Below are 14,478 nucleotides of genomic sequence, written 5' to 3'. Positions count from 1 at the left end.
ACCTCAAGATTCAGACAGAAGCAAGGAAGATAGAGCTGCCCGTAGCACCCGCTTGGTGAAGGCTCATAATCGGTGGGGGATGAAGAAAACCCCCATTGATTAAAGTTTCACTTTATTTTCTTTCATTTCGCGTTTTCAAAATTGGCACATTCCTTGCAATGTACAATAAATTATAAAGGATATTTTAGCTTTTATCGAGAAATAAGAAAATGAGAATATTTGTAGAGGAGGATTTAAAATGACTGAAAATGTTTTATTTTCCATTGGTGATCATGGTGTCGCAACCATTACGTTAAACCGTCCCAAAGCACTTAACTCCTTATCGTATGATATGTTAAAATCAATTGGGCAAAAGCTAAAAGAATGGGAAACAAATAATCAAATTGCATTGATTGTCTTAAAAGGTGCTGGATCAAAAGGTTTTTGTGCGGGTGGTGATATTAAAACGTTATATGAAGCTCGTTCAAATGAAGCTGCATTACAACATGCCGAAAAATTCTTTGAAGAGGAATACGACATAGATACTTACATATATCGTTATCCTAAACCAATTATCGCTTGTTTAGATGGAATTGTCATGGGTGGTGGCGTTGGTCTAACAAATGGAGCAACATATCGAATTGTTACCGAACATACAAAATGGGCAATGCCTGAGATGAATATTGGATTTTTCCCTGATGTTGGGGCTGCTTATTTCTTAAATCAAGCACCGGGACACACTGGTCGTTACGTTGCTTTAACAGCTGCCGTCTTAAAAGCTGCTGATGTATTGTATATAAATGCTGCTGATTATTATATGACAACCGAATCTTTATCTGCTTTCTTAACAGAAATCGAAAATATAAATTGGAATATACAAGATGTACATACTACATTAAAGAAAATTATTCTTACCTTCGCAAGTACACCTAATGCAGAAAGTACGCTTGCTTCTATATTAGAAAATATCAATACCCACTTTTCCTTCCATTCAATTGAAGAAATTATCGACTCATTAGAAAAAGATGGTGGAACATTTGCTTTACAAACAAAAGAAACATTATTATCAAAGTCTCCATTCTCATTAAAAGTAACATTAAAGCAACTGAGTGAAGGAAGAAATAAATCGATAGAAGAATGCTTTGCAACTGACCTTATACTAGCTAAAAATTTCATGCGCCACGATGATTTCTTTGAAGGTGTTCGTTCCGTTGTTATCGATAAAGACCAAAATCCGCAGTATAAATATAAAAAATTGAGTGATGTTTCAGATGAAGATGTAAACCGTTTCTTTCACCTTCTACATGTATGATGAAGAAGCTAGATAAACGGCAGATTTGCTGCCGGCATCTAGCTTCTTATTCTTTATTTCAGACAATTCAGTTTTTCTTATTCGTTTATCTCGCTATTTTAGGACAGCCCGATTGGTGAGGCTTCATAATCAGTGGAGGATGAAGAAACTCTTCACTGATTAAAGTTTCACTTTATGTTAAACTATTGTTAACCTAAATTTCATACAATACAAAAAAGAAAGGTAGATGATCATGGAGAACTATTTTCTGTTTATTATTATGTCCATTTGTCTTATTATTTTACCTGGACCTGACACCGCAATGGCGACAAAAAATACGCTTACTTCAGGAAAAATAGGAGGCGTTAAAACAGTTTTCGGCACATGTATCGCTCTTTTCATTCATACGCTCGCTGCTGTAATTGGACTTTCTGCAATTATCGTAAAATCTGCTTTCTTATTTTCCATTTTTAAATATGGCGGTGCCCTTTACCTCGTCTATTTAGGTATAAAAGCACTTTTATCTTTAAAAGACAAAAACAATATAGATGTAAATGAACACTCTATACACCATGCAAATAAAAACAGTTCTTGCTTTCGTCAAGGTTTTCTTACTAACCTTTTAAATCCGAAAGTCGCTGTTTTCTTTTTAACCTTTTTACCACAATTTTTAAATCCGAATTATAATACACTTGTTCAACTTTTCATTATGGGGCTTACTTATCTAGTTTTAACAGTAATCTGGTTTAGCTTCTATATCTTCTTAATTGACAAAATCAGTACTTTCATGAAAAAACCTACTACTCAAAAATATGTTCAAGGACTTACTGGCATTGTACTAATTGGATTTGGTATCAAACTAGCTTTTGAAAAAAGCAACTAAAAAAAGGGTGAGTTGCAAATAAAACTCACCCTTTTGATAATACGCCATATGGAAATAGGATTTCCATATCAAGTAAACCTTTAAAGTTATAGTTTGTTATATTATAGCTTATTTTTCATCCTTAATAATAAATTGTTCAACTATTTTTTCTAAATCCTCCACTTTCTTTTTCATATCACCAGAATTAGCGGAAATTTTTGGATTGATATTACTTGTTTTTGAATTAACTGTCTCGTTTGTCCTGTTCCTTCAAATACTTGCGTTTAATTTTCAGAAACTTCAGATGGATACACATTTACTTCTTCTGTTGCAGCTGATATTTCCTCTGCTGCAACAGACACTGCTTGAATTTGACTTGTAATTCTATTGATATCCTCCATAGCTCGTTCTGCTGTAAGAGCAGATTCTTTTCCTTCTACAGCTTTCTCTGTACCTCTTTTCATAACGAGAACTGTATGTTGCGTATCTTGTTGGAGCGATTGTATCAAATGATTAATTTCTTTGGCAGATTCCTTAGACTGTTCATCCTTTGATGTATAAGAAGTACGTATTGTTAAATTACCTGTAGCAACTTGTCCCATGTCTCTTTGTAATAATGCGATTGGTTTACTAATTGCTTTTCTAAATCATATAATCGATTCCAACAAGACATATAATTGCAAGAACTGAAATAGTAATAAACGTTAATACTGTATTTTTCACATACCATATATTACATACTTACCCGTTCTCACATTAAAACCAGCGCTCTGTGACAACTTTTTTACGTGTATAAAATTGAACACCGTCTTTTCCATTCGTTCCAAGATCGCCATAGAAAGATGCCTTATTTCCTGCAAAGGCAAAGAATGCCATTGGTGCTGGAACGTTAACATTTACACCAATCATTCCAGCATCGATATGATCACGGAATGTTTGTGCATGTTTACCACTTGAAGTATAAATGACTGCGCCATTAGCAAATTTAGATTGATTTGTTAGTTGAATCCCTTCCTCTAAATCTCTTACTCTAACAATACTTAATACTGGAGCAAAGATTTCATCTTGCCAAATTTTCATATTTTGATTTACTCCATCAAAAATGGTCGCCCCAACAAAATATCCACCCTCAACATCTTCTTTTATTTGACGGCCATCTACTAATAAGCTTGCTCCATCTGCTACACCGCTATTAATATAACCGATAACACGTTCTTTATGAGATTCGCGAATTAATGGCCCTACATAATTCTCTTCATGGAAGCCGTCTCCTACTTTTAATTTACGCGTTTCGGATACAAGAGCATCGATAAATTCATCCGCAATTTCATCTAAAACAGCTACAACAGAGCATGCCATGCACCGCTCTCCACTACTTCCAAACGCTGATCCAATGACACCTTGCACTGTCTTTTCAAGGTTGCAATCCGGCATAACAATTGCATGATTTTTTGCACCTGCAAGCGCTTGTACTCGCTTTCCATATTTTGTTCCTGTTTCATATACATAACGAGCCACTGGCTCAGATCCGACAAAGGAAACAGCTTGAATCTCCTTATTCTCAAGAATACTATTTACAACTTCTTTTCCACCTTGCACTAAATTTAATACACCCTTCGGAAAACCAGCTTCATAAAATAATTCTACAAGTCTTTCTGCTAAAAGCGGTGTTCTCTCAGATGTTTTTAATACGAATGTATTCCCACAAGCAATTGCTAGCGGAAACATCCATAATGGAATCATCATTGGGAAGTTAAATGGAGTAATACCAGCAACAACTCCAAGAGGATAGCGCCAAATTGAGCCGTCAATACCACCTGCAATATTCGGAAGCGCTTGTCCCATCATTAAATTTGGAGCTGATGTTGCCAGTTCTACTGCTTCAATTCCTCTTTGTACTTCACCACTTGCATCTTTCAATGTTTTTCCATTTTCTAATGTAATAATTTTCGAAAGCTCATCTTTATTTTCTTGCAAAAGTTGTAGATATTTATATAGCATTCTTGAACGGTTTGGAACGGGTACTTTTGACCATGTCTCATACGCATTTTTCGCAGCCTCTACCGCGCGCTCTACATCTTCTTTTGGAGAAAGAGGAACATATGCAATAATTTTTCCTGTTGCAGGATTTGGAACAGCCTCTACTTCTGTACCTGTAGATTCTACCCATTCACCGTTAATATGATTCTTCACTCGTTTAATTTCTGTTGTAATCATTTTATTCGCTCCTTTTTATTTTTTATTGACGATCATTCGTTTATTATTTATGGCTTGAAATGAATTGTTCACTGATCTTTTTGTATAAAGCAGCCATATCTTTCTCGCCATAACCAGCTTTACTGGTTTCATCATATAAGTCGAGAAGCATTTCACTTATTGGTAAGTGAATCTCACTTTCTTTCGCTAAATCGACTGCAAATCCTAAATCTTTCTTTAATAGATTGACAGTAAATCCTGGCTCATAATTTTCTGGAGCAATAAAGCTTTTATAATTTCGTTCATAAATTCTACTTTGACCATAACTTACATTTAAAATATCAAACATTTTATCTAAATCCACATGATTCTTCTTAGCTAGTATCAGAGCTTCACTAACCCCTGCCGTATAAAAACCAATTAGTAAATTATTAATTAGTTTTACTGTTGTACCGCTATCAATTTGTTCACCCACATGGAAAATATTCGCTCCTAATACTTTCATTACAGGCAACGCTTTTTCATAGACTTCTTTTGAACCACCAACCATAAAGGTTAATGTACGATTCTCCGCGCCAATTACCCCTCCGCTAACTGGTGCAGCTAAAAAGTCTACTTTGTTCTCATTTGCAAATTCTGCTATTTTCTTATTTAGTTGCGGTGCTACTGTACTTGTATCAATGAGTATGATATTTGGATGACTATTCTCAATTAAGCCTTCTTTTCCAAAATAAACAGCTTCAACAGCTCGTGAAGATGGTAAACTTGTAAAAACCAAATCGCACGTTTCTGCTAGTTTTGCAATGGATAAACCGATCATTCCGCCTTCTTTTTCAAAGGAAGCCTCGGCATCTTTATTTAAATCGACACCATAAACCATATAGTCAGATTTCACTAAATTTTTAGACATCGGAAGCCCCATATTCCCTAAACCGATGAAACCAATCTTTTTCATAACAATCTTCCTCCCATTTCATCCACTTTCACTATAAACTCTCTCTTACATTGTGCCCTTACACCACATATTTCCCTCGATTTATAATTGCTTTTGCAATCTCTCTCTTTTTCAGAAATAAATTCGTATATAGAGGCACAGACTGTTGACGAATTTCGTCTAGAATGGAATTCCTTGTTTCTTCTTCTGTTATTGCTGCAGAAAGAAGTATAGTTGCAGCTGATTCTACTTTGCGGTATCCTTCTTCACAAAGTACATCTGTTATGAGCTGTTTTACACGCTCTTTTTCTTCTCTATTTTTACTTACTGCTTTTTTCGTACGTAAAAATGCTGATTCCATTACGTAAACATCTTTCAACATATCTGCGATTACACGTGAATATTCTTGTTCTTGTTCCAGTTTTATGTCAGGAGTTTGAGATAACGTTTTCAAAGATTGTTTCAACAATTGTTTGGACAATAAAATATAGCGATGATTTCTTTCTAAGTTTTCAAACCGTTCTCCTTGTACTTCATGATCCATTTCTTTTAACTGTTTCATTAACATTTTCGCAACTGTTAATCGATTAATTTCATTCGTCCCTTCAAATATGCGACTAATTCTAGCATCACGATATAAGCGCTCCACTTCATATTCTTGCATATAACCGTAACCACCGTGAATTTGTACAGCTTCATCGACGATATAGCCAAGCGTTTCTGAAGCATTTACTTTATTGAGTGCACACTCTATTGCAAATTGAGACATTTTTCGCATGATGTTGTCATCATTCTCATCAACTGCTTTATCAATTATACCTGCTGTTCGGTAAGCTGCACTTTCCGCACCATATGTAGCAATCGTCATATTTGCGATTTTTTCTTGAATCATTGTGAAGTCAACGAGTTCAGTTTGGAACTGTTTACGTTCTTTTCCATATTGTACAGATAAGCCGATTGCTTGTTTGGCTGTTCCGATGTTTCCAAAAGCAAGTTTCAATCTCGCAAAATTCAAAATATTAAGAGCTACATGATGTCCCTTTCCAACTTCACCCAATACATTTTTTGCTGGAATCACTACATCTTCTAAAATGAGCGTTGCTGTTGAAGAACCTTTAATACCCATCTTTTTTTCCTCTACTCCAAGTGAAACCCCTTCACATGTTCTTTCGACAATAAATGCTGTCATTCCTTCATTTGTTTTCGCAAAAACAACGTATACATCTGCCATATGCGCATTTGTAATCCATTGCTTTTCACCATTTAATGTCCATTCGGTTCCATCTTCATTTAAAACGGCACTTGTTTTTGCACTTAAGGCATCTGATCCAGCGTTTGGTTCCGTTAAAGCGTATGCACCAATCCATTCACCTGATGCAATTTTGGACAAATATTTTTCCTTTTGTTCAACTGTCCCATAATATATATACGGCAGTGTTCCTACTCCTGCATGAATATTAAAAGAAACGCTAAATGCACCCGCATATCCCATTTTCTCTGCTACAAGTCCCGAAACTACTTTCCCTAGTTCAAATCCACCATATTCTTCAGGAACTTCTATACTAAGTAGTCCCAGCTCACCAGCTTTTTTAAATAAACTGCGCGAAATTTCATAATTGTGTTGTTCGATGCTTTCAATTTGCGGTGCAATTTCTTGTTTTACAAATTGTTCTGTCGTTTTTGCGATTAATTCTTCGTCACCTGAAAAGTCTTCCGGCGTAAAAAAGAATGTATGAACTTCCTTATTCAACGAAAAAAAATCATCCCATTGCAGCTTTGTTTTCTCCATCTATATCCTCCTATCATTTCAATCTTCATTTTATTTACAAGCAAAAAGTATGCCAAGTTAAAAACGCTGTGCAACATGATAACAATGAATAGAAAATGTAAAACGGTCTAAACAATTTGATATAGTTTCTGTAAATGTTCTTCAACAATAAAAGGCGATGAGCTTCCACATCAAGCAGTTGTGTTTGCCAAAGATGTATTATCATCGCCTTTTCTTTTTTGTTATTGATCTTCAGATAAAATGGTCTTCGCAATTCCGTTATCTAATTCTTCAAAAGCATGATATGAAATTGTTTCATATAGTTCACTTCTTGTCTGCATATTTGATAGTCCTTCTTTTTGCGAGCCTGTTTCTTTAATAAGTGTAAATATACGCTCATATGCTTTTGCTGCGACGCGAAGTGATGTAACGGGATAAATGACCATTTGGAATCCCATATTAGCAAATTCTTCTGCACTATAATACGGCGTTTTCCCAAATTCAGTCATATTTGCAAGTAACGGAACGTTCACTTTACTGTTAAATAACCGAAATTCTTCTTCCGATTGAAGTGCTTCTGGAAAAATAGCATCTGCTCCTGCTTCGACATAAGCAATCGCTCTTTCAATTGCTGCATCCAATCCTTCTACAGCTCGAGCATCCGTACGTGCTACGATAACAAGTGATGGTGCTACTTCTTTAATTACCTTAATTTTTTGTATCAACTCTTCAGTTGTAACAAGTTTTTTCCCATTTAAATGTCCACATTTTTTCGGCAGTTGTTGATCTTCAATTTGAACAGCAGCAACATTTGCTTCTACCATCTCTACAGCCGTACGCGCTACATTGAGCACACCGCCAAATCCTGTATCAATATCAACAAGAAGAGGTAAATCTGTCGCTCTAACAAGATCTCTTGCTCTTTCAGCTACTTCCGTAGATGTCACGATCCCCAAGTCTGGCAATCCTTTGCTTGCTGTATAAGCAGCTCCCGATAAATAAAGTGCAGAAAAACCGGTTTCTTTTGCTACGAGAGCAGCCATTGCGTCATGTGCACCAGGAATTTGTAAAATTTCAGGCGCTTCTACTAAAGCCCGGAATCGATTCGCAAGCTCTTCTTGTGTTGATTGTTTGTTCACAACCCAAGCCATCCTTATTCCCCCTATATTAAGAAAAGATCTACAAATTCATTTACATTCATATTTTTTAATTTTTCTTCATTCAAACATACTTCATGTATTTTTTCTTGTTGCTTATTAGAGTAATGACCAGCGATATTGGCAGAAAACTTCTGTATAATCTTTGGAATCGCTTCATCACGACGGAAACGGTGTCCTAGTGGATATTCACATTCAACATTTTCTGTCGCTGTACCATCTTTAAAATGAACTTGTACAGCATTGGCGATTGAGCGCTTGTTCGGATCAAGGTAATCCAAACTATATTGTTTATTTTCTACAACAACCATCTTATTTCGTAATTCATCTACACGAGGATTAGAAGCTGCTTCATCCTCATAATCATCCGCAACGATATCCCCTTTTAATAAGCCAATTGCAGTAATATATTGCAAGCAATGATCGCGATCAGCTGGGTTATTTAATGGTCCTTCTTTATCAATAATGCGAATTGCTGACTCATGTGTCGTAATCGTAATACGATCAATTTCATCTAATCGATCCTTCACTTCTGGATGTAATTTCACTGCACATTCAGCTGCAGTTTGCGCATGAAATTCTGCTGGATAGGATACTTTAAATAATACATTTTCCATGACATAAGAATCTAACGGTCTTGCTAGTTTTAACTCTTGTTTATTAAATAGTACATCTTGGAATCCCCATCCTGGTGCAGATAATGCTGTTGGATATCCCATCTCTCCTTTTAATGCAGTAAGAGCAAGGTGAACACCGCGACTCGTTGCATCCCCAGCTGCCCAAGACTTACGAGAACCTGTATTTGGAGCGTGACGATATGTACGAAGGCTAGAATTATCAATCCATGCATGAGAAAGTGCGTTAAAGATTTCCTCGCGTGTACCGCCAAGCATTTTCGTAACAACGGCCGTTGTTGCCACTTTTACATATAAGACATGATCTAGACCGACGCGATTTAAGCTATTTTCTAATGCAAGGACACCTTGAATCTCATGAGCTTTAATCATCATTTCCAGTATATCTTTTACTTTTAAAGGTTCTTTTCCTTCCGAAATGCGAACGCGACTCATATAATCTGCAACAGCTAAAATGCCTCCTAAATTATCTGATGGATGTCCCCATTCTGCTGCAAGCCATGTATCGTTATAATCTAACCACCGAATCATGCATCCAATATTAAATGCACCTTTTACTGGATCTAATACATAAGATGTCCCTGGTACACGTGTGCCATTTGGTACAATCGTTCCTGGTACAACCGGTCCAAGTAATTTCGTACACTCTGGATATTGTAATGCTAAGATACCGCATCCAAGTGTATCAAGTAGCACATAACGTGCGGTGCTGAATGCTTCTACACTTGTTACCTCTTTATTTAATACATAGTCCGTAATCTCTTCTAAAATTGCATCTTTTTGTTTAATTTCATTTGTTTTAATCATGCTATCCTTCCCTTTCTGTCGAAATTTCGTTATTATTAAGGATGGGTGTCGGTCAAACACCCATCTGGCGGGCGACCTTAACAACTCCCCAGTTGTTTTTTATTTGCTAAGCACATGTCGCTCGCCAATATAATTTACACGCGGACGGAACAATCGATTATTTGCATGCTGTTCAATTACGTGTGCACATAATCCCACCGTTCTTGAACTGAAAAAGATCGGCGTATAGAGTTGAATCGGAATACCGAGCATCCAATACACTGGAGCTGCATAATAATCCAGGTTTGGATAAATTCCTTTTTCCTTCTCCATAATTGTCTCTCCAGCTTCACACATTTCGTATAATGTATAATCCCCTTTTACATCACATAATTGTTTTAAAGCCTCTTTCATCATAAGCGCTCTTGGGTCCATCTTTTTCATATAGACGCGATGTCCAAATCCCATAATTTTTTCTTTGTTATACAATTTCTTTTGGAGTAATTCTTCAAACTTCTCAACAGTACCTGCCTCTAACAACATGTACATAACAGCTTCATTTGCACCGCCATGTAAGCTTCCTTTTAAAGATGCCACAGCACCCGTTAAAGCTCCATATAAATCCGACTGCGTTGATGCGATGACACGAGCTGTGAATGTAGAATTCGGCATTTCGTGCTCACTATATAAAACTAAAGAGCGGTCAAATATCTTTTCTTCAAGTTCCGTCGGCTTCTTACCTGTTAACATATAAAAGAAATTCGCACTATATGACAATTCTTTCAATGGCTGGATAGGCTCTTTATCATTTAAAATATGATAACTATTTGCCACAATATTTGGTACTTTGCTTAATAATTTGTACCCGCGGCTTTTATTTACTTCCAATGAACGATTTTCAATATCATGATCATAACCAGCTAATGCTGATACCCCTGTACGTAATCCATCCATTGGATGCGTTTCTTTTGGTAATGCTTTTAATACATGAAATACACCATCTGGGATTTCATATTCTTCTTTTAAATTCTTTTCAAGCGCCTGTTTTTCATCTGCACTTGGTAAATGTTCTTCCAATAAAAGGTGCACAATATCTAAATATTCTTTTGTCTTTGATAGTTCAATTAAGTCATATCCTTGAATTACGATTTCACCTTTTACTGTGTCAAGAAACGATATTTTTGTCTCGGCTGCAACTACACCGTCTAATCCCGGGGAAAATTTTTCTTCAGCTCTCATTACTATTTCCTCCAATCCTAATAGATCCTCGTGCACATAATTGTAAGCCTTTACAACGATAGAGAACTATATTTCCATTCCAATGTATCAGAGTTTTTAGAAGATTTCAATTTATTTTATAACGATAAGTTTCCTGCACCTTTTCTGATGTAACACTATTGTTTTTTAAAAATAATATTTACGCTTTTTACAACAAAATATGAAATGATGCTATTTTATGTTGAAGCTAAATATATAATTTTTTAACAAAATCAGACATAACACATTAACTTGAAATAAGCACAAAAAAAACGAGTGATACAAATATGTAACTCGTTTTAAAATGCGTCTATGTTATTAAGGTTCAAATACAATTTTTATATAAATTTTTTTTATTTTTAATAAAGTTATTATTTTCTCTCATTCTTCATCATGACTTTAATAGTTTTTACTCTTCATGCACCTTTCTTATTCATATAAGAATATACTGTTATATCCTACAATTTAGGAGTGATCACTTATGTATACCTTTCCCGCAAGAATTACAGTAGCAGCTCCCATGTCCCCTTCTACACATGTCGCATCAATACATGCCGGCACTTCTGATGTTGGCGTAGCCCTTCCTACCACATGGCAGCATTATCAATCTCCTTGGGGAGCAACTCCTTCTTTTTGGCAGCATGACAATCATTCAACTAGTAGTTCAGGTTATCATTATCCGTTTCAAATTTTCTATCATTTCCCCTCTATATATTTCCAAAATTTTCATGGAACATTCAATATATGATGATTTAGATAAGGCTATACTCTATTTTCTAATCATTATGTTTAAAAATTAAAATTCAACATAAAAAACCCCTATCATGCGAATTGAACTGGACCACTGATGTGAGACAGGAATAAAACACCTCCAACTGGTCGTTATATCTACATACGACAGTGGAGGTGTTTGATCCTTGTCTCACTTTATTGGGCCACTTTAAATTTATATCGCAATTATAGGTTTTTTTTATTCATTATGACATGCTGCAATCTTTAAGAAAGTTTACACTCACTGCCCACCATTTGAGCTAGTTGTCGTTTCTCCTTGACTTCCACCACTACTTGATGGTGTATTCTCTTGACTATTTCCATTTCCGCTATTTGGCGGCGTTTGATTCCCTTGATTATTTCCGTTTCCGCTATTTGGCGGCGTTTGATTTCCTTGATTGTTTCCATGTCCGCTATTTGGCGGCGTTTGATTTCCTTGATTATTTCCGTTTCCACTGTTTGGTGGCGTTTGATTTCCTTGATTATTTCCGTTTTGCTTATTAGCGTCATCTTCTTGTTTTTGTTCATTTTTCTTATTCTCTTCATTTTGTTGTTCTTGCTGTTTTTTCTCTTCTTCTAACTTCTGTTGCTCTTGTTGCTTTTTCTCTTCCTCTAGTTTCTGCTGCTCTTGCTGTTTCTCTTGATCATCGTTTTGCTTTTGATCATTTGAGCTTGACTTGCTCGGATTTGGAGAAGAATCAGATTTTGCACCTTTTACTCGCAATTCACTGCCCTCTTGAATAACGCTGCTCGGCTTTTTAAATTTCGCCTTACTGGAGCCAAATTCACTCATCATTTCTTTAAAAATAAGCTGAGCAATCTTTGTATTCTTACTGCTAATATAATTTTCTTTGCTATTTTGCATATAGCCAGTCCATACTGCCATTGTATATTCTGGGGTATAACCAGCAAACCAACTGTCACGTGCAGCACTTGATGGTAAATGATATTTTGCTACGTCTTCAGCTGAATAATTTGTTGTTCCCGTCTTACCTGCAACATCTAAAGAACTTACATTTGCTGCTGTACCTGTACCTGATTGAACAACTGAACGTAACATATCGGTAATCATATATGCAGTATAATCTTCCATAACCGTTTTTGCTTTTGGTTCAAAACTTGTCGATTTTCCGTCTGGATAAACAACTTCTTTTACAAAGTGTGGTTTTATATATTTCCCACCATTACCGAATGCGGCGTATGCTCCAGCTAATTCTGTTGGTGAGGCTTCGTTACTACCAATCGCCGTTGATTCTACTGCCGCTTTATTAAATGGAATTCCTAAACTTTCTGCAAACCCTTGTGCTTTTCGTAAACCAACTTCCTTCGCTGTTTTAATCGCTGGTATGTTTCGAGATAGTTTCAATGCATCACGCATTGTCATCGAACCTTTATAAGATCGATCCGCATTTTGCACTTGTTGGCCTGTTGAATACTTATATGGCGAGTCATCTACTTGATGATATGTTGGCCATTTTAAATATTCTATTGCTGGACCGTAATCAAAAATCGGTTTCATAGTTGAACCTACAGAGCGATCTAATTCAATAGCCATATTCTTCCCTTTAAATGTAGCTTTATTTTCACCGCGACCACTGCCTATAGCACGAATTTCTCCTGTTTTTGTATCCATAAACGTGAACGCACTTTGGAATTGATCATTTGGATAAGCAATAATATTTTCATTTAACAATTTGTCTGCAAAATCTTGTGCCTTCGGATCTAACGTTGTATAAATAGATAAACCATCTGAGCCAATATTTGCATCTGGCAATTCTTGTTCTACTTCTTTTACTACTGCATCTATAAATGCAGGATACGGCATTTCTGCAATTTGTTTAGCTGGACGTAGTCCTTTTGTTACTGGCACTTTTGCTGCTTCTTCCATTTGCTCTTTAGAAATGTAACCATGTCGATTCATAAGACGAAGCACAACATTTCTTCTCTCTGTTGCCCTCTCCACATTTTGTGGTTTTGTTGGGTCATAATTGTTCGGTGCTTTTGGTAACCCTGCAAGCATTGCCACTTCTGGTAATGTTAATTCTTTCAATTCCTTACCATAATAATTTTCTGCTGCTGTTGCGATGCCGTATGAACGATTTCCTAGGTTAATTTTGTTTAAATACATCTCTAAAATTTCATGTTTGGAATATTGCTGTTCTAACTTATACGCTAAATATATCTCTTGCGCTTTCCGCTTCGGTGTTTTATCCATAGATAAAAAATAATTCTTAATTACTTGTTGCGTAATCGTACTTCCACCTTGCGAACCATAATCTCCCTTTAAACTGACTAAAACAGCACGTGCTATCCCTTTAAAGTCAACCCCACTATGTTCATAAAACCGTGCATCTTCCGTAGCCAAAAATGCATTTTCAACTAACTTTGGTATTTGATCGTACGTTACATTTGTTCGTTTTTCTTTTCCGTATTCATATATCAACTTTTTATCTTTATCATAAATTTTTGCTGATAACGGATTAACGAGCTTTGATTTTTCTAATTTAGGGGCATCCTTTATCATAATGAAAAAGGTAGTGACTCCTCCTACAAGCGCTACAATTCCAAATATTAAACAACCAATTAAAAATTTGCGAAAAAACGACGCTTTTTCTTTTCCTTTTTCTGTTCCCTTTCTTTTTTTCACAGCTGGTTGCTTTTTCTTTTGAATTTGTCTTCGCTCTTCTCGAGAACGATAATTTTCTGACATGTTTCTTTCTCCTGCCTTTCAATTCTCTCATTGATTTACTTGAAAACAAAATTCAAACATTGCTTGCATTGATAAAGTGAAACTTTAATCAGTGGGTGCTTCATCCCCCACTGATTATGAGCCCTCACCAAT

The 14,478-nt window shown here is 36.0% G+C and carries 11 protein-coding genes; 3 read left to right on the top strand and 8 right to left on the bottom strand.

Translation table 11 applies throughout. The features are described 5' to 3' along the window. Positions 1-238: 238 nt before the first annotated feature. Together MR056_RS02500 and MR056_RS02495 are read left to right on the top strand one after the other, a co-directional pair. A complete protein-coding gene (locus tag MR056_RS02500) occupies positions 239-1,291 on the top strand; it encodes an enoyl-CoA hydratase/isomerase family protein (protein ID WP_012094223.1) in 1,053 nt (350 codons plus the stop codon). Between the two features lie 229 nt (positions 1,292-1,520). Next, positions 1,521-2,153: a LysE family translocator gene (locus tag MR056_RS02495; RefSeq protein WP_048723097.1), complete on the top strand. Its 633-nt coding sequence runs from the start codon at positions 1,521-1,523 to the stop codon at positions 2,151-2,153. A 263-nt stretch (positions 2,154-2,416) separates the two neighbouring features. Here MR056_RS02495 and MR056_RS02490 read toward each other — a convergent pair whose 3' ends face one another. The 7 genes from MR056_RS02490 to mmgD all read right to left on the bottom strand — a co-directional run bounded on the left by MR056_RS02490 (position 2,417) and on the right by mmgD (position 10,847). Further along, positions 2,417-2,734 (bottom strand): hypothetical protein, encoded by a 318-nt coding sequence (locus MR056_RS02490; protein WP_087098662.1) that lies wholly within the window; start codon positions 2,732-2,734, stop codon positions 2,417-2,419. A gap of 154 nt (positions 2,735-2,888) precedes the next feature. Further along, positions 2,889-4,349: a CoA-acylating methylmalonate-semialdehyde dehydrogenase gene (locus MR056_RS02485; protein WP_012094220.1), complete on the bottom strand. Its 1,461-nt coding sequence runs from the start codon at positions 4,347-4,349 to the stop codon at positions 2,889-2,891. Between the two features lie 43 nt (positions 4,350-4,392). Next, complete coding sequence (locus MR056_RS02480) at positions 4,393-5,289, bottom strand: NAD(P)-dependent oxidoreductase (protein ID WP_308806025.1); 897 nt, start codon at positions 5,287-5,289, stop codon at positions 4,393-4,395. 52 nt (positions 5,290-5,341) lie between these two features. Next, a complete protein-coding gene (locus MR056_RS02475) occupies positions 5,342-7,051 on the bottom strand; it encodes an acyl-CoA dehydrogenase family protein (RefSeq protein WP_087098660.1) in 1,710 nt (569 codons plus the stop codon). Between the two features lie 221 nt (positions 7,052-7,272). Next, complete coding sequence (prpB, locus tag MR056_RS02470) at positions 7,273-8,181, bottom strand: methylisocitrate lyase (protein WP_087098658.1); 909 nt, start codon at positions 8,179-8,181, stop codon at positions 7,273-7,275. 11 nt (positions 8,182-8,192) lie between these two features. Further along, positions 8,193-9,629, bottom strand: coding sequence for a 2-methylcitrate dehydratase (prpD, locus tag MR056_RS02465; RefSeq protein ID WP_087098656.1), 1,437 nt, complete (start codon positions 9,627-9,629; stop codon positions 8,193-8,195). 99 nt (positions 9,630-9,728) lie between these two features. Further along, entirely contained in the window at positions 9,729-10,847 is a 1,119-nt protein-coding gene (gene mmgD / locus MR056_RS02460) for a citrate synthase (protein WP_087098654.1), read from the bottom strand. A 499-nt stretch (positions 10,848-11,346) separates the two neighbouring features. On the opposite strand from mmgD, the gene MR056_RS02455 reads away from it, so the two are divergent. Further along, a complete protein-coding gene (locus MR056_RS02455; RefSeq protein WP_087098652.1) occupies positions 11,347-11,613 on the top strand; it encodes a hypothetical protein in 267 nt (88 codons plus the stop codon). 264 nt (positions 11,614-11,877) lie between these two features. Here the strand turns inward: MR056_RS02455 and MR056_RS02450 are convergent, their stop codons facing one another. Beyond that, positions 11,878-14,346 carry a transglycosylase domain-containing protein gene (locus MR056_RS02450; RefSeq protein ID WP_087098650.1) on the bottom strand — a complete coding sequence of 823 codons (2,469 nt, stop codon included), beginning with the start codon at positions 14,344-14,346 and terminating at the stop codon, positions 11,878-11,880. Positions 14,347-14,478 lie beyond the last annotated feature (132 nt).

It is taken from the genome of Bacillus cereus group sp. BfR-BA-01360 (assembly GCF_022663595.1).
GTDB classification, from domain to species: domain Bacteria; phylum Bacillota; class Bacilli; order Bacillales; family Bacillaceae_G; genus Bacillus_A; species Bacillus_A cytotoxicus.
The sequence above is the reverse complement of the archived record's forward strand: the minus strand, read 5'-3'. Positions and strand labels throughout refer to the sequence as shown.

Bases quoted from the DNA above. Each gene is read 5' to 3' on its own strand.
- prpB (WP_087098658.1), bottom strand. From the start codon at position 8,181: ATGGCTTGGGTTGTGAACAAACAATCAACACAAGAAGAGCTTGCGAAT.
- MR056_RS02490 (WP_087098662.1), bottom strand. From the start codon at position 2,734: ATGGGACAAGTTGCTACAGGTAATTTAACAATACGTACTTCTTATACA.
- prpD (WP_087098656.1), bottom strand. From the start codon at position 9,629: ATGATTAAAACAAATGAAATTAAACAAAAAGATGCAATTTTAGAAGAG.
- MR056_RS02455 (WP_087098652.1), top strand. From the start codon at position 11,347: ATGTATACCTTTCCCGCAAGAATTACAGTAGCAGCTCCCATGTCCCCT.
- MR056_RS02500 (WP_012094223.1), top strand. From the start codon at position 239: ATGACTGAAAATGTTTTATTTTCCATTGGTGATCATGGTGTCGCAACC.
- MR056_RS02450 (WP_087098650.1), bottom strand. From the start codon at position 14,346: ATGTCAGAAAATTATCGTTCTCGAGAAGAGCGAAGACAAATTCAAAAG.
- MR056_RS02485 (WP_012094220.1), bottom strand. From the start codon at position 4,349: ATGATTACAACAGAAATTAAACGAGTGAAGAATCATATTAACGGTGAA.
- mmgD (WP_087098654.1), bottom strand. From the start codon at position 10,847: ATGAGAGCTGAAGAAAAATTTTCCCCGGGATTAGACGGTGTAGTTGCA.
- MR056_RS02475 (WP_087098660.1), bottom strand. From the start codon at position 7,051: ATGGAGAAAACAAAGCTGCAATGGGATGATTTTTTTTCGTTGAATAAG.